Origin of the sequence: Chryseobacterium sp. PTM-20240506 (assembly GCF_048296755.1) — a bacterium.
GTDB lineage: Bacteria > Bacteroidota > Bacteroidia > Flavobacteriales > Weeksellaceae > Chryseobacterium > Chryseobacterium proteolyticum.
Genome location: NZ_CP182581.1, coordinates 3,189,813 through 3,210,958, shown reverse-complemented (window position 1 = coordinate 3,210,958; position 21,146 = coordinate 3,189,813). Strand labels below are relative to the sequence as shown.

Annotated in this window: 20 protein-coding genes; 6 read left to right on the top strand and 14 right to left on the bottom strand. The window is 35.9% G+C overall.

What is annotated here, in order from left to right:
* Positions 1 to 35: 35 nt before the first annotated feature.
* The 4 genes from ACNFU2_RS14230 to ACNFU2_RS14215 are packed head-to-tail and all read left to right on the top strand — an operon-like array spanning position 36 to position 5,240.
* On the top strand, positions 36 to 1,019 hold the full coding sequence (locus ACNFU2_RS14230) for a hypothetical protein (RefSeq protein WP_273650285.1): 984 nt from the start codon (positions 36 to 38) through the stop codon (positions 1,017 to 1,019).
* A 54-nt stretch (positions 1,020 to 1,073) separates the two neighbouring features.
* Positions 1,074 to 1,544, top strand: coding sequence for a DUF4280 domain-containing protein (locus ACNFU2_RS14225; protein WP_273650284.1), 471 nt, complete (start codon positions 1,074 to 1,076; stop codon positions 1,542 to 1,544).
* A gap of 2 nt (positions 1,545 to 1,546) precedes the next feature.
* A complete protein-coding gene (locus ACNFU2_RS14220; protein WP_273650283.1) occupies positions 1,547 to 4,333 on the top strand; it encodes a hypothetical protein in 2,787 nt (928 codons plus the stop codon).
* A gap of 4 nt (positions 4,334 to 4,337) precedes the next feature.
* Positions 4,338 to 5,240: a hypothetical protein gene (locus ACNFU2_RS14215; protein WP_418122110.1), complete on the top strand. Its 903-nt coding sequence runs from the start codon at positions 4,338 to 4,340 to the stop codon at positions 5,238 to 5,240.
* 76 nt (positions 5,241 to 5,316) lie between these two features.
* Here the strand turns inward: ACNFU2_RS14215 and ACNFU2_RS14210 are convergent, their stop codons facing one another.
* From ACNFU2_RS14210 to ACNFU2_RS14190, 5 genes are read right to left on the bottom strand one after another with little or no spacing between them, the layout of a single operon-like run.
* Complete coding sequence (locus ACNFU2_RS14210) at positions 5,317 to 6,219, bottom strand: glycosyltransferase family 2 protein (RefSeq protein ID WP_273650281.1); 903 nt, start codon at positions 6,217 to 6,219, stop codon at positions 5,317 to 5,319.
* 4 nt (positions 6,220 to 6,223) lie between these two features.
* Positions 6,224 to 7,189, bottom strand: a complete 966-nt coding sequence (locus ACNFU2_RS14205; RefSeq protein WP_273650280.1) for a glycosyltransferase family 9 protein — start codon at positions 7,187 to 7,189, stop codon at positions 6,224 to 6,226.
* Between the two features lie 2 nt (positions 7,190 to 7,191).
* The gene (locus ACNFU2_RS14200) at positions 7,192 to 7,611 is read right to left on the bottom strand and encodes a SufE family protein (RefSeq protein WP_273650279.1); all 420 of its coding nucleotides are present in this window, start codon (positions 7,609 to 7,611) and stop codon (positions 7,192 to 7,194) included.
* A 46-nt stretch (positions 7,612 to 7,657) separates the two neighbouring features.
* Complete coding sequence (locus tag ACNFU2_RS14195) at positions 7,658 to 8,752, bottom strand: glycosyltransferase (RefSeq protein ID WP_273650278.1); 1,095 nt, start codon at positions 8,750 to 8,752, stop codon at positions 7,658 to 7,660.
* The gene (locus tag ACNFU2_RS14190; protein ID WP_418122106.1) at positions 8,752 to 8,976 is read right to left on the bottom strand and encodes a uroporphyrinogen decarboxylase; all 225 of its coding nucleotides are present in this window, start codon (positions 8,974 to 8,976) and stop codon (positions 8,752 to 8,754) included. The genes ACNFU2_RS14195 and ACNFU2_RS14190 overlap by 1 nt, the downstream gene beginning before the upstream one ends.
* 154 nt (positions 8,977 to 9,130) lie before the next feature.
* On the opposite strand from ACNFU2_RS14190, the gene ACNFU2_RS14185 reads away from it, so the two are divergent.
* Positions 9,131 to 11,662 carry an ATP-dependent Clp protease ATP-binding subunit gene (locus tag ACNFU2_RS14185; RefSeq protein ID WP_172281773.1) on the top strand — a complete coding sequence of 844 codons (2,532 nt, stop codon included), beginning with the start codon at positions 9,131 to 9,133 and terminating at the stop codon, positions 11,660 to 11,662.
* A gap of 76 nt (positions 11,663 to 11,738) precedes the next feature.
* Here ACNFU2_RS14185 and ACNFU2_RS14180 read toward each other — a convergent pair whose 3' ends face one another.
* Positions 11,739 to 12,269, bottom strand: a complete 531-nt coding sequence (locus ACNFU2_RS14180) for a hypothetical protein (RefSeq protein ID WP_172281767.1) — start codon at positions 12,267 to 12,269, stop codon at positions 11,739 to 11,741.
* Between the two features lie 200 nt (positions 12,270 to 12,469).
* On the opposite strand from ACNFU2_RS14180, the gene mnmA reads away from it, so the two are divergent.
* Positions 12,470 to 13,657: a tRNA 2-thiouridine(34) synthase MnmA gene (gene mnmA / locus ACNFU2_RS14175; protein WP_273650276.1), complete on the top strand. Its 1,188-nt coding sequence runs from the start codon at positions 12,470 to 12,472 to the stop codon at positions 13,655 to 13,657.
* A 447-nt stretch (positions 13,658 to 14,104) separates the two neighbouring features.
* On the opposite strand, the gene ACNFU2_RS14170 is transcribed toward mnmA, so the two are convergent.
* The 8 genes from ACNFU2_RS14170 to ACNFU2_RS14135 all read right to left on the bottom strand — a co-directional run bounded on the left by ACNFU2_RS14170 (position 14,105) and on the right by ACNFU2_RS14135 (position 21,081).
* Entirely contained in the window at positions 14,105 to 14,848 is a 744-nt protein-coding gene (locus ACNFU2_RS14170; protein WP_306613223.1) for a LytR/AlgR family response regulator transcription factor, read from the bottom strand.
* Between the two features lie 63 nt (positions 14,849 to 14,911).
* Positions 14,912 to 15,208, bottom strand: a complete 297-nt coding sequence (locus ACNFU2_RS14165) for a 2TM domain-containing protein (RefSeq protein ID WP_273650274.1) — start codon at positions 15,206 to 15,208, stop codon at positions 14,912 to 14,914.
* Positions 15,192 to 15,491, bottom strand: a complete 300-nt coding sequence (locus ACNFU2_RS14160; protein WP_172281759.1) for a 2TM domain-containing protein — start codon at positions 15,489 to 15,491, stop codon at positions 15,192 to 15,194. Before ACNFU2_RS14160 ends, ACNFU2_RS14165 begins: the two co-directional genes overlap by 17 nt.
* Positions 15,492 to 15,724: 233 nt before the next feature.
* Positions 15,725 to 16,288 (bottom strand): methyltransferase family protein, encoded by a 564-nt coding sequence (locus ACNFU2_RS14155; RefSeq protein WP_306613220.1) that lies wholly within the window; start codon positions 16,286 to 16,288, stop codon positions 15,725 to 15,727.
* A 55-nt stretch (positions 16,289 to 16,343) separates the two neighbouring features.
* Positions 16,344 to 16,649: a 2TM domain-containing protein gene (locus tag ACNFU2_RS14150; protein ID WP_172281753.1), complete on the bottom strand. Its 306-nt coding sequence runs from the start codon at positions 16,647 to 16,649 to the stop codon at positions 16,344 to 16,346.
* Positions 16,636 to 17,967 carry a 2TM domain-containing protein gene (locus ACNFU2_RS14145; RefSeq protein WP_273650272.1) on the bottom strand — a complete coding sequence of 444 codons (1,332 nt, stop codon included), beginning with the start codon at positions 17,965 to 17,967 and terminating at the stop codon, positions 16,636 to 16,638. Before ACNFU2_RS14145 ends, ACNFU2_RS14150 begins: the two co-directional genes overlap by 14 nt.
* A gap of 139 nt (positions 17,968 to 18,106) precedes the next feature.
* Complete coding sequence (locus ACNFU2_RS14140) at positions 18,107 to 18,757, bottom strand: hypothetical protein (protein ID WP_172281749.1); 651 nt, start codon at positions 18,755 to 18,757, stop codon at positions 18,107 to 18,109.
* A gap of 80 nt (positions 18,758 to 18,837) precedes the next feature.
* Positions 18,838 to 21,081, bottom strand: coding sequence for a TonB-dependent receptor (locus ACNFU2_RS14135; protein ID WP_273650271.1), 2,244 nt, complete (start codon positions 21,079 to 21,081; stop codon positions 18,838 to 18,840).
* Between the last annotated feature and the right edge of the window lie 65 nt (positions 21,082 to 21,146).

The window sequence follows — 21,146 nt, the reverse complement described above, 5'->3', positions numbered from 1 at the left end:
ACAACACATGTCTGATAGGTTAAAATGTTTTTGCTATGGATGTTATATTATCAAAAAAAGAAATATTAAGACGATTAAATACTTTGAGAATAAACCCTTTAGGGCTCCCCTCAAGAAAGTATGGAGTTTCAATAAAGTATTTTTCAAATGATGAAGAAACGCCGGATAAAAGGGTTGATTATGAAATTACTACTGAATTAAACCTCGAATACGGGAAAGGTTTTCTAACAATTGATAAAAAAAACATCTACTTTAATCAGCATCAAGCCGATAACATTAGCGAGCTATTAGCCGAATCCATTTCGAAATCCCTATATCCTGTCCAGACCCAAATCAATGAAAAAGGAACGGGCACTAATGAAATTACAAATTTTGATGAAATTAAAACCCGATGGTCCCGCGAGAAGTTAAAATTATCTGAAAAGTATTCGGGACAGCCATTGGAGAAATTCTTATCCGCTGTTGACCATAAAATGGAAAATAAGAAAGAAATAGAGAACGGGCTGCATTATGACTGGTTCTGGAATCTCTTTTTCCATCCTAAATTCATTGATTATGGAGACACAAGAAAAACATCAACAGCATTATTTCTGGCTGTAATTCCTTATCAGAATCCCTTAAGATTCCCCGGAATTCAGACCATTCAAAAGATTCCGACAGATTATCATTCTTTTATTATTGAATTCAAAAGTGAAGAAATACCTGCGGACTTATATTTTATTCCTGCAAATGCTTTTAATCAAGATGCACATTGGATGTCTCTTAAGGTCACCTTTGATTTGGATGTATACCATCATTTCCCAATGCATACCCGGGCATATTTTGAAGTTTTCACCAGGGATTATTCGGGGGAAAAAAAATTAATTAAAAGAATCAGCTACAATCAGTTTCAGCTCCATAACGGAGAGTATTCTGACAAGAAACTAAGTAAGGATAGCCCTTTTATTACGGGCGGACTTGTAGTTTCAGAACCTAACAAATGGGGGTTTTACAAAAACATATATGAAAATGACTGGTAAAAATCCATTTGTATAAAAAACACTAATTTTACAAACCACACAAATTACATTAATATGTCTTTAAAAGAGAAAGTAGTACAGGGAGCCTTGTGCCAATGTCAGTTTGGTACTACTCCCGATACATTAAAGGTACTTACGCAGCAAAAATTCTTCATCAATGACCTTAATGGCAGCTCTAAACTGGCTGCAACACATAAAGATATAGGATCTACTTTTGAAAAAAACAGCTTTGGTTCATGCAAAAAAAAGCTCAATACACCCTGTGTAGCTGTTGTTACTGAATGGAGTGGTTATTATGAAAAAGAAAAATACTCTCCACCTGATGGCTATGTTTTACTGGAAGACAGCAAAGCAACATGTCCTATCGGTGGTAAAGACTGCATCAGCATCATTAAAACCGGACAAATTGGAGAACCTTCCAAAAGCAATATAAAAAAGGCAGATGAAGAGCTTCAGTCACATGTAAATCCTGTTATCAATATATCACAGCATGATACGCAGGAGTTTTATAAATTTGGATTTTAAGTATGGGTACAGCTGGGATTAAAAAAGCTCTGATCAAGGAGCCCAAAGAAAACGTCAGGAAGTATGGTTCCGGATCCATTGTGGAACTAAGCCCTGCCAGAAACTCATTTACCGCTTATCTGGATAAAACCTGCCTGGGAAAAGGAACCCGAAATCCGGAATCTACAATGAAGGAAGTGAAGTGGTTCCTTATAAGAGAGCATATCTGGACATCATTTAAACAACTTTACCCAAACCTTGGGCCGAATGACTTTTTTACAACAATAAAAGCCCAAAACGAAGAAAACAAGGATTACAAAATATTTGAAGGAAACAACAAAGTATTCACTACCGGTGACATTCAAACAAGTGCAAAAAGTATTGGAGTCATTTATCTGTTAATACCTTATAGTAATTTCCCTGAAACAGATGGTACAGAAGCCATGAGAGTGGTTGTTATTGATAAACCACAGGTCTTATACTGTCATTTTAAATTTCCTAAAGGAGGGTACATTCCTTTGACAAATAACGAAAAAAAAGCGTTGTATGGGCAAACAGTAGATGTAGAAGTTTATACGCATATGCTTCCCGACTGGAACAATAGCCTTTCAAAGTTCATTTTTGATGTTGAGCTCATTAACAAAGGTAAGGTCGTTTCCAAACAGCAAAGAATTGAAATTACCAATCCGGGACCATTCGTTTACAACACGGTAAAATCTTTAAAGTTTCAGTTGAATACCGAATGGCAAAAAAATCACAATAAAGAAAAGAAGGATGAAAAGTTTTTTCTAAAGTTAAAAGGTTATGTAGGATTTACAGGACCGGTTCTTCTACCCAAAGGTTTTCTTACCCAGGAAGGTGAATATGATTCTGAAAAAGACACTTCAAACTGGGGAAGAATGGAAAAAGGAAAATGGATCTTTAACACTTCTCCCGACTTACTGGTTCCTTATAATGATATGAGTGCCCTTTTCGGTGAATTTGAAAAACAAAAAAATAATCAGATTCAATATATAGGAGACATTGAATATCTTAAAAAAGAATATGATCCCTGCGGATACAGCAAAATAACGATAGCCGATGAGGATGATAAAAAACGATCTCCCTATGTTATATTTGATGAAGATGCTAAAGACAGGATAGACAATACACGAAATACTTTTGACCTTGTAACAGGAGATAAAACAAAGAAAAAAATAAGCATAACCCTGGATAATCTTCAGAATAAAAATGTTTTGTGTACAGGAGTTTTACTTCCTAAAGACCAAAAACATAATATCCCGCAACATGTTTTTTTATTAGATACTGTTCTGGTTCCCCATTATACAAATAAAGTACTATCCGTAAAAAATGATCCCACACAAGCAAATGATACTGATGCTTACGCTGATGAAACGAAAGCCCCGTCAGGAAATGTAGCAGACGTACAGGGATGGAAAGAGAATGAGGATTACAGCTTTATTGGAGAAAATAAACTCCAACTGAACCTTTCCTACATTTACAACAAAACTACAGCTATCGGAGATAAAGAATTCAATGATATTCCTGTGGCAGAATCCTGGCTGGTCAATTACTTCTGGCTATCAAAAGAAAAAATACAAACGTATTTTGTTCCTGTTTCTACTTGTCGGTATCCTAATCAACTTGTTAAAATCAGGATATTCCCGGATGTAGAATGGTCACTAAACTTCCTTTACAATACCTCCGACCCTGTTTGGTACGGTAATTCTGAGCCAACCTATAATATCTATGGTACTGAAAGTAAAGCAACAAGAGACACCATCTCAGTAGGAGATCTTAAAACAAAAGGGGATGTTGTTGCCCTGGCCGACTTAAGAAGAGAAGAGAGAAACGAAAACAAGAATATCAAAGACGGACAAAAAAAAATTGCCACTTCTGCTAACCGTTACATGGGAGATATGAAAGGGAATTTTGGACTTTCCGCCAAGGTCTCATATAATGGTGGTGTCTCCCATGAACTCAGTTGGAAATTTGCCGAAAAGTACCGTAAAATGCTGGGCATTTTAAAATCGGTTTATGATACGGTAGATGATATTGCAGGAGCAAAAGAGGCCAGAAAGGGAGCAGAATCCCTTCCTCCTTCACTGGCAGGAAGAAGGAGCATGATGAGCCTTTCACTCCTCCCTCCTGCCCCATCAGCAGGGATTAGCTGGAAATTTGCAAAAACAGGGGATTTTGTTGGCCTTGAACTTGCCGGAAAGGTAAAATGTTCTCCCCTCATTGGTGGAGAGCTTAAAATTGATTTATTGGCCTTAGCTGATAAAATTCCTGTTTATGGAAAGTTTATTACTTTCCTGGACCTAACGACCTGGCTCATTGAAAAAATATCAATGAATGCCTTAAGCATTACCTATCGTATTGATTTGATATTTTATGCAAATCTGGCAATCGAGGAAGCCTATGTAAAATGGAATGATGCAAAAGAAGGCAATAAATTTGATACCGATTTAACCCTTTCCGGAACACTCGGAGGAAAACTTGAACTTGAACTGGGCCTTACTATGAGCGCCAAGCAGATTAATAAGTTTCCTGAGGTAGAGCTTCAGGCCGGGGTAAGAGCAGACTGTTCATTCAAAATTACAGCAAGCCCTAATTTCGATTGGGATAATAAATTTGACTTTACAACCAAGTTCTCAGGACTTATGGTTACTGTTTATTACAAATTTTCCATGAAGAGGAACTCCAAAAATAAAGCTCCGGAAACACTTGATCCTTTTAAACTGATCCCAAGCTACTCCGGAAATCCAGTCAGCATGACATTTGGAGCCGGAGAAGAACATAAATATTAACACAATGAACAAAAAGATATTATTTGGCTTATTGCTGTTCAACATGATAAGCTGTCAAAAAAAAGATACAGCGTCTCATACATCTCCATCAAACAAAAGTAATTACGAAAAAAAAACAACACAAAATATGGCTTCTCAACCTTTATATGCATTAAGCCTTGATGCAGCTGGCGATTTTCAGGTTTACATTAATGATATCCTGGTTGCCTATTATTACAAAAACGGCGGAACATCGTTGACCTTGCCTATTAATCGTGAAATTTTAGGTCCGGGAAAACAAACCGTTAAAGTTATTTTGAAGTCGGATAAAGAACTGGATGAAAACGAGCTTAAATATTATAAATTCAGAATTTTAAAGTATGCTTCATTTGATTCCCCTGACTATGAGGTAATAGTAGATTGTAAGTTTAATGCAGAAACCAATAAGCCCTCAAAAGAGATTACTCAATCCTGGGATTTTACTTCTGATGTTCCCTATCAGGTATCAGGATGGTCCCACTCCGCTGTTCTGTTGAATGAAGATAAAGATGCTCTTCTGAAAGAGGTCTTAGAGACTTATAATCATTTCAGGGAAATTCTGCAGAAAAAAGATATTGGTAGTTTTCTCACAAAAACAAAAGTCCGAGATGCCGAAATTGACAAGGCTTTATATCTTTCTTCTGCTGAGAGCAAAAAGGACCAGGCAGAAACATCGGAAACGATTCAGAATATCGTTGAAGTTTTACCGATAGACAATTATAAAATGGTTTTTTATGGCAATGGAAGAATGGTTGCTTTAATCAGGACTGATGAAAAAAATAAAGATGAATCACCTTTGCAGGTAAAACTTAAAGACAAAAGTACAGAAATCTATGAATTGGTACTTCATCGTCCAAAAAAAGGCGCTCCTCTTGAAGTAATAAGATAATTAATTTTCAATCGTAGCATTGGCATTTTGTCAATGCTTCATTTTTACCTGAAATGATTCTGATAAAGAAAATCTTTCAGATATCCGCTACATTCAGTAGTAATCCCAGCTTATAAAAATCAAGGTATTTAAGGTTGATATTTCGCTTTAAAAGCTTACGCTCTATCCTTGGCCTGCTAACCCTAAAGAAAATGGTAAATAAGCTTTTTAAACCAAGCCTTTTTATAGCCCTGTACGCTTTTACCAGTTTAATTTCGGAAAGTTTTGCACTGAGTTGTTTGTTTTGAAGCATTTGAGATAAACTACCTACCGATTCTTTTACTTTTTCAAGGTAGAGTTGATTATCTTCTACATCATTGTTGAATACAGGATTCTGTAGATGGTTAATTTTTATATGACTGGATTTTAAGTCCATTGCAAATAACAGATCTTCGTACCCATAGCTTTGAAATTCGGGATTAAACGGAACTTTCTTGAGGATATTCCGATCAATGATAAAATTATTTGTTTGGAAGCTCAAGTAAGGATTTTCCACACGAAGCGAAACCGGTAAATTCTCACGCTCTACGGCAAATTTCCATCTTAAATAATGGTTTTGATCAACCGGTGATTCTGAGACAACTCGCCCTCCGTAGATCACCTTTGTATCCGGATTCTCCTTTATAAATTCTATGTAATTTTCTAGAAAACGGTCACTTGTTATTTTACCGTCACAATCAAGAAAAAGTAAATAATCTCCCTTTGAATAGGAAAGAAACAGATTGCGGATTTTTGATCTCCCAATGTTTTTATCCAGATAGATCAATTTTTCTACCTTATCTTCTAGGACTTTATTAATCTGTTTAAATTGTTCTTCAGACCGATCATCGATTAATATGATTTCTGCATTAAAAGCCTTTGCTGTAATTTCTTTTCCTAAATCAGAAACTAATTCCCGGACATCAAAATTATAGACAGGAATGCAGATTGTAATTTTCATTTCATTAGATTTTTTCAATGATTTTCTGAATACTAAGCTCTTCCAGACATGCCCAATCTCCTCTGAAACATTCCTTATCTCCAAATACTGAACAAGGCCTGCATGTTAAATCTTTAATTTGCACCACATCATCTTCACTCTGTCCAAACCCTAAAAAACCGGCATAAGGATGTGTAGATCCCCAGATAGAAACGCATCTTGTTCCCACAAGGCTGGCAAGGTGCATATTGGCAGAATCCATTGAGATCATCAGTTTAAGTTCTGCAATTGTATCCAGCTCCTGTTTAAGGTTTAATTTCCCGGAAAGACTTTGGGTATTCGGAATTTCACTTTCCCATCTTTCCAGGGTTTCTGTTTCATTTTTCCCGCCTCCGAAGAAATATATTTTATCTTTTTGGGCTAAAATTTTAACGAGTTCATAGGATTTATCCAAGGGAAGCATCTTTCCTTTATGCTGTGCAAAAGGAGCAAACCCGATCCCGGACTTTTGCTGTGTTGATGGCCTTAATTTATTGGATAAGTTCACTTTAAACCCCATTTCCCGGAATACGTCTGCATATCGCTCGACGGTTTTTTTCAGTTGTACTTTATCCAGATTCCAGACATCGGTAAGAATTTCCTTTTCTTCTTTTCCTTTATTGATCTTGAATACTTTGTATCCCTTTCTCCTGTAGATTTTATCCAGAACCTTCGTCCTGATTACATCATGCAAATTAGCTATGAAATCCGGATGAAATTCTCTGATTAACTCATTGGCCAATCTATTCAATCCAAAAAAACCCTTATAATCATCCAGGTTAATTCCTTTAAAAATAATGTTGGGAATATCTGAAAACAAGCTTTCAAAATTTTTTCTGGAAACCATTACGATTTCTACATCAGGGTTTTGTTCAAGGAATTCACGAAAAACGGGCGCTGTCATCGCAACGTCGCCAAAAGCGGAAAAACGATATGCTAAAATTCTTGTCACAACTACGACTTCAGTTGATAGGCAACTGCATAAAATTTAATCTGTTTAGTCATTGCCATTAGTCCGTTGGCTCTGGAAGGAGAAAGAAACTCCTGAAGTCCGATCTCTGAAATAAACTGGAAATCCGAATCCAGAATTTCCTGTGTAGAATGCCCGCTGTAAATACTAACCAGAAGAGAAACAATTCCTTTTGGTAAAATACCATCAGAATCAGCATCAAAATAAAGTTTGCCGTCTTTAAATTCAGCATCAATCCATACTTTACTCTGGCATCCTTTAATAAGATTAGCATCTGTTTTCTTGTCTTCTGAAAGCCCTTTCAATTCTTTACCAAGGTCAATAATATATTCATACTTCTGCTCCCAATCGTCAAGAAATGCAAATTCGTCTATTATTTCCTGCTGTTTTTCTTTAATGGTCATCTTTTAACAATTCTTTATGCAAAGATACCATTTTTGTAAAGATAATTTATTGAGATGCCTTTCTAAAAACTTCCAGAAGTTTTAGTTCTTCATTTTCCCAACAAAGCAATTCCGAGGCTTTTTTCAATTCATCCTGATAACCCTTTCTTCCCTTATTTAAAATTCTGAAAACAGCATCTGCAATATTTTCCGGCTGATGGTCCTTAATGATCTCACCAACATCAAACTGCATTCTTATATTACGCATTTCAGGGAGATCAGCCATAATTAATGGAACCCTTGCCTGAATACAGTCCAAGACTTTATTCGGAAGGGAGTATAAGTAGCTGTCCCCGCCGTTTTCCTCGATACTCATCCCCACATCTGCGGTAAGAGTAATTTTTCTTAGATCTTCAGGCACCAGCTTGCCCAAAAACTCAACTTTATGCTGTAGATTCTCACGAGCTACCAGCTCTTCATATTCCTTCTTTTTGGGACCATCTCCTGCAATCTTGAAAACAACATCATCAATATGATGCATAGCCAGAATTGCTTTATCAATTCCCCTAAAAGGATTTATTGCACCCTGGTATAAAAATACTTTAGGCTTATTATCGGGAATATCTATTGGAAAGTTTATTTTTTTGGGTGCATTTTGTACCACTGTAGCCTCTACATGATATTTTTCTTTAAACCATTTTGCATAACTTCCGCTGGCTGTTATCATGAATTTTAAGTTCGGAAGTACTTTTTTTTCCAGGTAACGCCATATTTTTTGTGACATTTTGCCCTGAATGGCTGGCATTTCGGAAAAAATTTCATGACTGTCAAAAATTAAAGGGATTTTTAATTTTTTTGCGATAAGATAATTGGGAAGAAGAGCGTCAATATCATTAGCATGAAGAATGGTATTCTTATCTGCTTTCTTTTTCAGTTCTTTGTACAATTTCCAGTTAAATTCAAAATAAGCCGTCTTTAAACTTTTAGAAACCAGCATAATTCTTGAGAAAGGATAAGGTCTTGTGATTTTCTCAGCCCCTCCCCAGTCGTTTCCGATCAGTTCCAGGGAGTATCCGTTTTCATACAAGGTGTGACAGACCTTTTCTATTCGCTGATCTGTATACAGATTACTAAAAGCAGATGTAATTATTTTTTTTTTCATTAAATTTTCTTTCCGGCCATTAAATGGTAAATCTGTATAATACAGATCAATCCGTTGGGTATAATAACCGGCCAGAGCATTCCGTTAAAGATACCATAAATGACAAAACAAATACAGCCAATCATATTTACGATTCTAATTTTTCTTACATCTTTCAATATAAAGCTCAACACAAGAAAAAGTGAAGCAGAATATCCAATATAAGCAGCAATTTCGGGGTTCATAAGAAAAATTTAAGGGACACAAACTTAGTCATTTTCAATAAGATAATAAAACTTTTTTCTGCCATAAAGTCATTAATTGATTTTTGGTAAAATATTTGTAATTTAGAATAATGAATAAAAGATAATTCTATCTTTATTCTAATTGAGATATATTATGGATTATAAGTTTTCACAAGGTTTGAGCCAAGTGTTCAAACAGAGCAAAAATGAAGCTAAAAGGCTGAAAAGTGAATTTCTTAATACAGAACATCTACTTTTAGGTATTATAAAAACAGAAAACTCTGCAAAAGAAATCCTTCAAAACCTTAATGCCGATTTAACACAAATCAGAAGAAAAATTGAAACTCTAAATACAGCAAGTCTTAATCCTATTTCTGAGGAGGTAACCAATATTTCTTTCACGAAAATGGCAGATCATGCCGTTAAACGTGCAGAGTTAGAATGCCGACAATACAAAAGTAATGAAATTAATACCGTTCATTTACTTTTAGGTATTCTTTATAAATATGAAGATCCCACCTCAAATATATTAGGCGCTTACGATATCGACTATGAAGGCGTTTCAAGAGAATACCAGACAATGCTTAAAAATTCCGGACAATCACCTCAGATGAGTGCTTATGATGATGATGATGAAAGAGAAGAATTTGAGCAGATGAGAAAACCGGCAGGAAATTTAGGCGCTGCAAAGAGCAAAACTCCTACGCTGGATAATTTTGGTAGAGACCTTACATCTTTAGCAAGGGATGGGAAATTGGATCCTGTAATCGGACGTGAGAAAGAAATCGAGAGGGTTTCTCAGATTCTTTCCCGCAGAAAGAAAAACAATCCGCTTCTTATCGGAGAGCCCGGAGTGGGTAAATCTGCTATTGCAGAAGGATTAGCTTTAAGAATCCAGCAAAAAAAGGTTTCCAGAGTTCTTTTTGGTAAAAGAGTGATCACACTGGATCTTGCAAGTTTAGTTGCAGGAACGAAATACCGTGGTCAGTTCGAGGAAAGAATGAAGGCGATCATGACGGAATTGGAAAAGAACAGGGATGTTATCCTATTCATTGACGAGCTTCATACTATTGTAGGTGCAGGAAGTTCTACAGGAAGTCTGGATGCCTCCAATATGTTTAAGCCGGCTCTTGCTAGAGGAGAAATTCAATGCATCGGAGCCACTACTTTGGATGAATACCGTCAATATATTGAAAAAGACGGAGCATTAGAGAGAAGATTCCAGAAAGTAATGGTAGAGCCTACCTCTATTGATGAAACCATTCAGATTTTAAATCAGATCAAAGATAAGTATGAAGAGCATCATAATGTGATTTATACACCAGAAGCCATATTGGCTTGTGTGAATCTTACATCAAGATATATTACAGATCGTTTCCTACCGGATAAAGCGATTGATGCAATGGACGAAGCAGGTTCCCGTGTTTATATCAAAAACATGAAAGTTCCTACCGAAATCATTGAATTCGAAAAGAAAATTGAAGACATCAAAGAAATGAAGCAGAAAGCTGTAAAAGCTCAGGATTATCTTGAAGCCAGAAAGCTTAAAGATGAGGAGGAAAGACTTCAAATGGAGCTTAATGCCGCACAAGATCAGTGGGATAAGGATGTAAAAGAGAAAAAAGAAACGGTTACAGAAGAAAACGTTGCAGAGGTAGTTTCCATGATGAGTGGTGTTCCTGTAACCAAAGTTGGTAAAAATGAGCTTGATAAATTAGCTCAGATGGACAACAACCTGAACGGAAAAGTTATCGGACAGGAAGATGCTGTAAGAAAAGTAGTTAAAGCTATTCAACGAAACAGAGCGGGTCTTAAAGATCCAAATCGTCCGATCGGAACATTTATCTTCTTAGGAACAACCGGTGTTGGTAAGACTGAGCTTGCCAAGGTAATGGCAAGAGAACTTTTCGATTCAGATGAAGCATTGATCCGAATTGATATGAGTGAATATATGGAAAAATTCGCCGTATCAAGATTGGTAGGTGCGCCTCCGGGATATGTTGGATATGAGGAAGGAGGTCAGCTTACTGAAGCTGTGAGAAGAAAACCTTATGCGGTAGTTCTTCTTGATGAGATTGAAAAAGCTCACCCTGATGTATTCAATATCTTATTACAGATTCTGGATGAAGGACATGTTACAGATAGTTTAGGTAGAAAAATTGATTTCAGAAACACGATCATTATTCTTACTTCAAACATCGGAACAAGAGACCTTAAAGACTTTGGAGATGGTGTAGGATTCGGAACTTCTGCTAAGAAGTCAAATACAGACAACAGAGCAAGAAGCACAATTGAAAATGCCCTTAAGAAAGCATTTGCTCCTGAATTCCTGAACAGAATTGATGACATTGTGATCTTTAACTCTCTTGAACAGACTGATATCAAGAAAATCATTGATCTTGAATTAAATAAGCTTTACACCAGACTTGATAAATTAGGATATAAAGTCGATTTAACTGAAGCAGCTAAAGATTTTATTTCTGAAAAAGGATGGGATAAAGATTTTGGTGCAAGACCATTGAAAAGAGCAATCCAGAAATACATTGAGGATTTATTGGCAGAAATGCTGGTAAACAAGCAATTAAATGAAGGAGAAACAATTGTTCTTGATGTAAATGAAGCTAAAGACGGATTAACCGGCAAGGCTCAAAAGACCAAAAAGACGACTGAAAAGTCTTCTCAATAAATAAATAATTTTGTTAAAATAAAAAGCACGGAAATATTTTCCGTGCTTTTTTATCTTTAAATAATTTCCGTAATTATTAAAGGCCCACAACGAATCCAATGTTCGGAACCAATCCACTTGAGAAAACACTTGAATTCTCTTTCCATAAAACATTGTACATCAATCCCAGCTGCATAAAGGAATTCCCTCCTATCCTTTGCATATATCCTCCTCCCAGATATAGTGCCGTTTCTTCCCGGTTATCTTTATAATCATAAAATTTATCATGATAATTTATAAAATAATGTTGAAGATTCGCCCCTACATAAAAGGATCTTGCGAAATAGTAATTCACAAAAGGACCAACCCCGAACATCGTTGATCTATAATAGTCTGATGTCTGCCAGGAAACACTTCCCAATACTCCCGCTTCAAGATCATCGGTTAACCTGTATCCTACCCTCGGAGCTGCCTGAAGAGAAAATGCGCTGTTGCTTCCAAAACCTAAACCGATCCCGCCTCCGAAAGTCCATCTGTTGTTTTCAGTCATTGAGGGAGCTCCCACTGTGACCTGGGAAAATATTGATATTGAGCACATCAGCATCAATGGAATAATTATTTTTTTCATACTCTGATATTTAATTATTAATAAAGATAATATGCAATTGCTTTCCTGCGAACCCATAATTCCTTAAAATTCCGGGATTCTACATTACCATCGTTTTTATCAATGCTTAAAATTATGTTTTTTTTGCGAATCTTTTTAGTTGTATTTTTGCCGGATCAAACTAAGAACTCCCGTTAAGAGTTTCGTAAAATTGAAATACAATGAAAATAGTAGTAGGCCTCTCCGGAGGTGTAGATTCTAGCGTTACAGCCTATTTGCTGCAACAGCAAGGGCATGAAGTAGTGGCTTTGTTTATGAGGAACTGGAATGATGCTTCCGTAACATTAGAAGATGAATGTCCCTGGATAGAGGACAGTAATGACGCGTTAATGGTAGCTCAGAAGCTTGGAATACCATTCCAGGTTATTGATATGAGTGATCTTTATAAGGAACGTATCGTCGATTACATGTTTGCAGAATATGAAAAAGGGAGAACCCCGAATCCTGACGTACTATGCAACAGAGAGGTTAAATTTGATGTTTTTATGAAAACAGCAATGTCTTTGGGCGCGGATAAAGTTGCGACAGGACATTATGCCAGGGTAACCTCAACTTTTGATGAAAACGGAAAGGAAATTTTTCATTTACTGGCAGGTAAAGATAACAACAAGGACCAATCCTATTTCCTTTGTCAGCTGAGTCAGGATCAATTGTCAAAGGCTTTGTTTCCTATTGGTGAACTTACAAAACCCGAAGTTAGGGAAATCGCAAAAGAAATCGGGCTGGTAACAGCGGATAAAAAGGACTCTCAGGGACTATGTTTTATAGGTAAAGTAAGTCTTCCTCAGTTTTTACAGCAGCAACTCAAGCCAAAAGAAGGTGAAATTGTAGAAATTTTCAGCGATTCTCCTTTATTTTCGAAAGAAAAGCCTTCATTTCCCTCGAAGGAAGAAGAACTCCAATATTTATCACAAAAGATCAGTTATAAAAAATCTGACGGAAAAGTAATCGGAAAGCACCAGGGCGCTCAATTTTTCACGATTGGCCAGAGTAAGGGGCTTGGTATAGGCGGACATAAAGAAAGCTGTTTTATCGTGTCCAGAGACATTGAAAACAACATTATTTTCGTAGGAGAAGGTCATAGCTTCCCCGGACTGCATAAAAAAGCTTTAAAAATAAATAATCCGGAACTTCATTGGGTGAGAGAGGACCTAAGACTTTCCAATGGTGAATCCATAGAAGTAATGGCCAGGTTCCGATATAGACAGCCTCTTCAAAAGGCTACGCTATACCAGTTTGAAGATGCTTTTTATATCGAATTTGAAAATCCTCAGTCTGCAATTGCTGAAGGACAGTTTGCATCATGGTATATGGAGGATGAATTGATAGGAAGCGGAGTTATTGCATAATATAAAATTTTCAGTATACTCACCAAAAATTAAGACTAAATAATATATAATAAACCCGGAGCACTTTGTTTCGGGTTTATCTTTTGTTTGAGGAAATGAGTATTCAGAAAATTGTTTAATTGATTTAATATAATTCATTATAAATCATTGCCTTTATTTAAAATCAACGTTGTATTTTAAGGATAAAAAATATCAACGAAGAACTTAAGAATCCAGAATAAAAATTCCATGAATTGCATTTTATAAGTACATGTATTAGTTTTTAATATAAGAGCTTATTGCTCTATTTAAAATTCTTCAAAGAAGAAATTTCAACCTGCCTCAAATAGCTTTCCAATTAGTGGCGAAGTATGTGCTCTTATTATCAAACAACTTGAAGATACTAACTCTAACCTAATAGATTACAAATAGTTAATATTGATAATTGAATATCAAAATCTTTTTATTTTAACCTACCAGCCACTCTTTAAAAACTTTCACGCGATCCCTGCTTACCGTAATTTCCTCTCCCGGCTGGAATTCCAGATCAACCTTATAATTTGGAGAAGTATGAATATTTCTGATATAATCAGAGTTAACGATAAATTGCCTGTTCACACGGAAGAATTTTTTCTCATCCAATGTCTCTTCCAGTTCATCGAGTGTAAAATCTGAAGGGTATGTTCTTTCCCGTGTCTGGAGGTAAACAATCTTATTTTCACTGAAAAAACAACTTACCTCGCTGGTCTGAATAATTTTCAGGTTATATCCTATTTTCACCAAAATTCTGGAAAGGGTGGATTTGTCCTTTTTTATCAGCTGTTTAATTTCTTCAGAACTAACCGGGTTCCCGGAAGGAAGAAAAGATTTAAATTTATCTATAGCTCCTGCCAGGTCTTCTTCCAGAATTGGTTTTAATAAGTAATCAATACTGTTCAGTTTAAAGGCTTTGAGAGTATATTGATCAAAAGCCGTCGTATAGATGATGAATCCTTTTGATGGAACTTTTTCAAAAATATCAAAAGACAATCCATCTCCTAAAACAATGTCTGAAAAGATCAGTTGCGGATGTTCATTTTCAGAAAACCAAGAAACACCTTCTTCTACCGATTCTATTTTTGCAATTACCTGTATATCAGTAAATATACTCAACATCCGCTCTAATTTTCTTGAAGCTGGTTTTTCATCTTCAATGATGACAGTTTTGATCATAAATAACGGTTTTAGTTTTTCAAATTACAGCATTAAAAGTAGATAAAAGAATCCGGTTTTGAACTATATTTTCGGCTTACCCTTATGAAGTTGCTTGTCTAAGGTTCTTTGTTCCCATTCGGAGTCAAAAATAAATAACTTGACTGCTTTCATAGCTAATATTATTCCCCAAATAAGCAAAAGGATCGATCCATGAAAAGGAGAAAAATCAATTGTTCCGTGCTCAAAATAATCATTGAAAAACAAAATCCCTGCGATAACGCAATACCATGCAAGGCTTTTATAAAAACTCTTCAATCTTTTGACGCGTTCGTAGGCCTGGCTATATTCCATTGTATTTTTATTAAAGTACTTTTCCATGATTTCTTTTATCTGTTTCCATTAATTCTTTTATTTTTCTCTCCTCCCATTCTTTCCCTATTCCAAAGACGTTTATGGCATGAACAATAATACCTATTCCCCATCCAAGCATCGGCCAATAAAACCACAAGTGGTCAGGTGATGTTAAAAGGTTTAAAACAAATAAAAATGGGATTACTAAACAATAGGAAGTCAGATTCCCATAGAATGCCTTTAATTCTTTTACCCGTCTTACTGCTTTTTTATAAGTCAGATTTTCCTTGTCGAATGATAATGTTTCCATACTATTGAATTTTGATTATTTATTTTCTTGAATCAAATGTATCACGAAAATCACCTTCAAATCAACTATATCTTACTGAGTCGTCGAATATCCCTTCTGAGTAGCAAAAATCCCGACTCAATTGAAATCGGGATTTTTTTATCTGGATTACTTGTCAGTCTTTTCCTTAACTAAAGTCTTCCAAGCAGCAAACTTTATTTTATTCAGCATTTTATCATTCCGTATTTTTATTATTAATAAATAAATGGAATAAGCTTTTTTGTTGCTTTCCTGTATTGTATGTAATCATCACCAAACTGTCCAATGAGCACCTGTTCCTCTATTTTAATCCTGTAACTAAATGCTATACATGGAGGAATAAATGCCAGGGCAAGGGAAATCCAGTTATTTAGATATAAGCCTAGTCCCAGGAAAGTTAACAATGCAAAAGTATAGGAGGGATGTCTCACATAATGATAAAGCCCGTCTTTTTTAATTTTATGATCTTCCCGTATCGTCACATCTACAGTAAAATATTTACCTAAAGACCTGATGATAAGATACCGGCATACAATTCCAATGATAATGAGGGCCTGGCCGGTATATACAATCCAGACTGAGTCTGTAATAACAAAATCAGATATGTGAGACACCATCACAGCACTTCCGATTGAAAAGAGGATAACTATCCAAAGAATACTGAGAGTGGATTGATCTTTTTTCTGATCCTTATCTGCTGATTTCAATTTTTGTTTATAGATGATTTCACTAAGAAACCAGGCCGCCATAGAAGCGTAAAATAAGATTTGTAGATTCATTTGTTATTGTTTTTATTCTTAAAAGTAGCAAAATGACGATTCGCTTTTAGCGATTTTACAATTTTTTATCCTTGTTCATCAGCTCCCTGATCTTCTTCTCTTCCCATTTTTTAGCAAAGTCCATTCTTGGCAGAAAAACAGAAAGTGCATGAGCGATAAGTCCTACTCCCCAGAATATCGCTGTAAAGAAGTTTTTAAACTGGAAATAGCTTTCTCCCGGGTCCAGGTTGGAATAATTGAAATAAGCAATTATAATATTTACACCAATGTAAGAGAATAAATGAGCATAAAATCCTCTTAGTCTCTCTACCTGTTTTTTAGCCTGCTGATACCGAATATCATTTTCATCAAACGTTTCCATTGTTTTTGTTTTTTTGTTTATCCATAATTTCCTGAATTTTCTTTTCCTGCCAGGATTCTCCAATGCCGAATACCTGGAAGGCATGAGAGGCAACACCAAATCCCCAACCCAGGAGTGGCCACCAAAACCAATGATAACGGCTCTGAGTATAAAGATTGATAAAGATTAAAAAGGAAATAACAAGGCAGTATGAAATAAGATTGGCATAGAATCCTTTGATCTCTTTTACTCTTTTCTGAGCTTTTTTATAGGCCTTATCTTCATCTTCAGGTTTAATACTGACAACGTTCGGTTTATCTGATAGAACCGGAAGTTTCACTTTAAAATAATCATCCGATTTCTCAATAAAAACATTTCTTTTGGTCAGCAGTGAGTACCTTTGTACAATATTGGCAAGTCCAATTCCGGCACTTTCTTTAATCTGTTCCCGAACCTGCAGATTATTTTCAATACAAAGTGTATCATTCTCCGAAAAAACTTTTATGATCAATGGTTTTGAAGAGGTTGCAAAATTATGCTTGATACAGTTTTCAAGAAGCAATTGAAGAGAAAGCGGAACGACATACCTCCTGTAATCTTCTTTCCGGACATCAAAAATAAAATCTACACTGTCCTCAAACCTTGTTTTCAGCAATTCGCAGTATGTTTTTGCAAATTCTATTTCATCTTCTACAGTAACAAGTTCTTTATCTTTTTGCTCCAGTACATAGCGGTAAATCTTTGACATAGAAGCTGTAAACTTCTGTGCCTGATTTGGATTTTCATCAATCAGGGCACTTAGTACATTTAATGAATTAAAAAGAAAATGAGGATCGAGCTGATTTTTAAGGGTTTCAAACTGTGCATTGGCAGATTTTGCAATCAATTTCTGTTCTACCACTTCTTTTTTAGAAGTTTTTTTGAGCTCTTCCATGAAACCCCTGGCATGAAGAAAAGCTGAGATAAGTAGAGCAATATTCACCATGAACCAGTTGATGAAATTATATTTCCCAGAAAAGAACTCTTCTGACGTTGCATCTTTCTGGAAAAGAACAAAATTGATGTAATTGCAAATATAGACGAGAATAATATTGACTATAAGGATCGAAATAACGCTTATAACGGCTCTTTTGGTGGTAGCTTCAGACCATGGAACCTTTTTATTTAAATAATCATTAAGCATGCCGTTTCCCATCCCCAGCACAAAAGAATAAAGACCAGAAATAAGAAAGGAAAGCATTAGATTGTCAATGGTCTTCTCTTTTGTAAAAAACAGGAAGAAGAATAATGCTGTTCCTATGGTTACCCAAAGCAGAACAATAAGGTTTTTGCGTTTCATGAGTTTATTTCTTGGTTCAAAATTAGCGGATAATAAATGTACCAAAAATTATTTTTCACTGAACCGTCAATTTCCTTTACTGAAAGGCAAAAATAAAGTCTTCCTGAATCGGGAAGACTTTATTTTCTTTTATAGGCTGTTATTTTACGGGCTGGCTTATAAAATATTCTGCCTCTCCTCTTCCCCAGTTAGGATCCATGGAAGATTTTGGCTTATAAGCATTGTACTGCTCCAATGATTTCTTGAACATTTCGAGGCCTTTTGTTTTACTTCCTCCGTATTGTTCCGGAGTGAAATAAGTATCTTCCGCTTTTATCAGAGCTATTCTGGGATTTCCCGGATCTAGCTTTTCAGCGATTTGAAGTTCTTCAGCAGCCTTCATTCCGTCTGTCATATACCTTTGCTGGGGATTGACCATCATTCTTAAAGAATAAGCCATTTTTCTTAATAAATGAATCTCTGCATTATCGGCACCTGCAAGATTCTGTGCGTTCGCAAGATGCTTTTCTGCCTGGTTGGCCACCTCATCCAGATCCTGGGTTTTTCCTTCTCTCATCATTACCCTACCCTTCTGAATATAAGAAAAAGCAGCATAATAGCTTGGTAGCCATTTCCCGCTTTCCTTACTTTCTATCCTTTGGAAATCATTCGCTAACGCCTGGAAATCTTCTGGCGTTTTGCAGGTTTCGATCTTTGCGATCTTTTCAGACATTATTTTCTCGTAATCAGACTGAGCAAAAGCAGTTAGGCTCATGCAAACTAAAGCAAAACTTAATAAATACTTTTTCATTGTTTCTTAATTTTTTAGGGTTCGTTTTATGTACCGAAAGGTATGTATTTCATCAGTAGGATGATCCCTTTCGTTATTTATTATAAGTTATTATTGATGGCATCCTGTGTTTTGTCTACTCCAAAGCTTATAAATGCCCCTACAAAAACAAAGGTATTAATTGGTGGGACAATAGCTGAACTTCTGGATCCGTCCTGTGAAAAATTGTATCCATACATATTCCTGGTTCCGAGCACATTGGAAATACTTAATACAAAAACAGTAAATGCTTTAGCATCTTTTTTACCCAGATTCGGAAGATAATTAAAACTTAAATTTAAAGCATTATAATCTTTCAACCTTCCTTCATTTCTTGTAAAATTAACCACATTTCCATTGATATCTTTTGTGGCAATATCATAATAAGGGCGTCCTTTGGCATAGGTGTAAGAAAGATTGACCCCTAATTTCCACTCCGGAATGAATCTTTTACCCACTACTGAAAGGGTATGTTCTGATGCAAAGTTGGGCTTTAAGCTTACCGGATAATTCATAAAATCCCTTTTCGAGTCCAAAAAAGAATAGCTGATCCAGTAGTCAATATTTTCAAATGTTTTTTTATCCCTCCAGAAGAGCTCTAACCCTTTTGCATATCCGAATCCGTCATTATTAATCGCAGTCTGGACCGGTTGATTCTGATTCTCAATATTGGCAATGTTTCTCACTTTTATAAGCTGGTCATATTTTTTATAAAAAGCTTCAAATCTTAAACTTCTGCCTTCTGATGCTCTTTGAACCTGTAGAATATAATGTTGTGATTTTTGAAAATCAAGATGTGCAGGTCCGTTAATGTATTTACTTTCAGGATTCTGGTAAAAAAGGCCATAAGCAAATGAGGTGGTCCAGTTCTTTGCCAGGCGATAAGCTAAGGCAAAACGCGGAGCAATATTACTTTTATTTAGAAAAGAAGAATTTTCTGCCCTTATTCCTATTTTAGCTGAAAACTCATTACTGAATCCCAGATCTGTTTCTGCAAATACAGAAGAAATAAGATCCTGATAATGTTTATTGACTTCTTCAAATTTCAGCTTTTCGTCAGTATTATTCAATTCAAATCCACCCCGAACAGCGCTTATCTTATTAATTTTTCTTTCCAGAACTGCTTTAAAATTAATATAATTACCATCTGTCAATAGCTGCGTTTTATCAGTTTCTATAGTATTGGTCTCTCCAGAAAAATTGAGGTCGGACCTGTTATAAGAATAAGAAGCACCGGTATTAAGAAGATATTTTCCAAACTTTTGCTTAAAAGACAGGTTATGATAGGTATTTTTTCCATTTATTCTTACCAATGCATAATCAGATCCCGGTTCAAGACTTTCTGTTCTTACCCCCATTTTATTCGTGTCATACATTCCGTAATACTTTAAAAATCCGCCTGATTTTGTTTTTATCCTGAAATTTGCATCTCCGTTAAATCCTTGGGGAGCATCTATAAAATCTGTATTGAAATTCAGAACTTTTTGCATCAGGCTCAAAAGAGAATATCCCAGAGTAGCACCATAAGAATGATTCTTATCTCCACTCAGTTTTTGGAACCCTGCATTCAGGAAGATGGGTGAAATCCCGAAATCATAAGAGCTCTGATCTGGAAGATCTACACTTTCCAACATTAAAGCTCCGGAAAGAGCCTGTCCGTACAAAGCTGAATATCCCCCACTTGAAAACACATTCCCTTTAAAAAGAGATGTATTGAAACGATCTCTTCCTGCAATACCTGGTACCGAACTGGAGAAATAGTTATTGATAAGGCTTCCATCCATAAAGATCCTGGATTCCGTTCCGGTACCTCCCCTGATAAATAAACCCTCGGATTCCCCTACTTTTTGCACTCCCGGAAGGTAGGTTAATGCAGAGGAGATCTGGCCATCCGCTCCTGCCGTTGTGTAGATATCGATTGGTGTTAATAATGCTGTTGCTCTTTTCCTATCACTTGCTTCTATTGCTCCTGCTGAGATTACTACTGCATCGATTTCATTGATCTGCTCTTTCAGTTCTGCATCCACAGAGATATCCTGATTATCAATAATAATCTGTTTTTCAATATCATTATATTTCGGATGGGTAAAAGAAAGCGTATGATTTCCTTTTTCTGATGTTTCAAAAGAAAATTTTCCGTTAGAATCTGTAGTTGCCCCATCATAAGTCCCTTTTAGGGTCACATTTATTTCACCAATCCCTTTATTTCTAAACGTTACCCTTCCTGTAATTTTTACCTGGGCATAGCTCAGACAAAATGATAAAAAGGTGATGAGAAATAATAATCTTTGCTGTCGGGTTTTCATTGTTGTTAATTTTCGGATCAAAAATAGGACAGAAAATACCTTTCAGTGAAAAAAATATGACTGAA

Bases quoted from the DNA above. Each gene is read 5' to 3' on its own strand.
- ACNFU2_RS14230 (WP_273650285.1), top strand. From the start codon at position 36: ATGGATGTTATATTATCAAAAAAAGAAATATTAAGACGATTAAATACT.
- ACNFU2_RS14225 (WP_273650284.1), top strand. From the start codon at position 1,074: ATGTCTTTAAAAGAGAAAGTAGTACAGGGAGCCTTGTGCCAATGTCAG.
- ACNFU2_RS14220 (WP_273650283.1), top strand. From the start codon at position 1,547: ATGGGTACAGCTGGGATTAAAAAAGCTCTGATCAAGGAGCCCAAAGAA.
- ACNFU2_RS14215 (WP_418122110.1), top strand. From the start codon at position 4,338: ATGAACAAAAAGATATTATTTGGCTTATTGCTGTTCAACATGATAAGC.
- ACNFU2_RS14210 (WP_273650281.1), bottom strand. From the start codon at position 6,219: ATGAAAATTACAATCTGCATTCCTGTCTATAATTTTGATGTCCGGGAA.
- ACNFU2_RS14200 (WP_273650279.1), bottom strand. From the start codon at position 7,611: ATGACCATTAAAGAAAAACAGCAGGAAATAATAGACGAATTTGCATTT.
- ACNFU2_RS14195 (WP_273650278.1), bottom strand. From the start codon at position 8,752: ATGAAAAAAAAAATAATTACATCTGCTTTTAGTAATCTGTATACAGAT.
- ACNFU2_RS14190 (WP_418122106.1), bottom strand. From the start codon at position 8,976: ATGAACCCCGAAATTGCTGCTTATATTGGATATTCTGCTTCACTTTTT.
- ACNFU2_RS14185 (WP_172281773.1), top strand. From the start codon at position 9,131: ATGGATTATAAGTTTTCACAAGGTTTGAGCCAAGTGTTCAAACAGAGC.
- ACNFU2_RS14180 (WP_172281767.1), bottom strand. From the start codon at position 12,269: ATGAAAAAAATAATTATTCCATTGATGCTGATGTGCTCAATATCAATA.
- mnmA (WP_273650276.1), top strand. From the start codon at position 12,470: ATGAAAATAGTAGTAGGCCTCTCCGGAGGTGTAGATTCTAGCGTTACA.
- ACNFU2_RS14170 (WP_306613223.1), bottom strand. From the start codon at position 14,848: ATGATCAAAACTGTCATCATTGAAGATGAAAAACCAGCTTCAAGAAAA.
- ACNFU2_RS14165 (WP_273650274.1), bottom strand. From the start codon at position 15,208: ATGGAAAAGTACTTTAATAAAAATACAATGGAATATAGCCAGGCCTAC.
- ACNFU2_RS14160 (WP_172281759.1), bottom strand. From the start codon at position 15,491: ATGGAAACATTATCATTCGACAAGGAAAATCTGACTTATAAAAAAGCA.
- ACNFU2_RS14155 (WP_306613220.1), bottom strand. From the start codon at position 16,288: ATGAATCTACAAATCTTATTTTACGCTTCTATGGCGGCCTGGTTTCTT.
- ACNFU2_RS14150 (WP_172281753.1), bottom strand. From the start codon at position 16,649: ATGGAAACGTTTGATGAAAATGATATTCGGTATCAGCAGGCTAAAAAA.
- ACNFU2_RS14145 (WP_273650272.1), bottom strand. From the start codon at position 17,967: ATGAAACGCAAAAACCTTATTGTTCTGCTTTGGGTAACCATAGGAACA.
- ACNFU2_RS14140 (WP_172281749.1), bottom strand. From the start codon at position 18,757: ATGAAAAAGTATTTATTAAGTTTTGCTTTAGTTTGCATGAGCCTAACT.
- ACNFU2_RS14135 (WP_273650271.1), bottom strand. From the start codon at position 21,081: ATGAAAACCCGACAGCAAAGATTATTATTTCTCATCACCTTTTTATCA.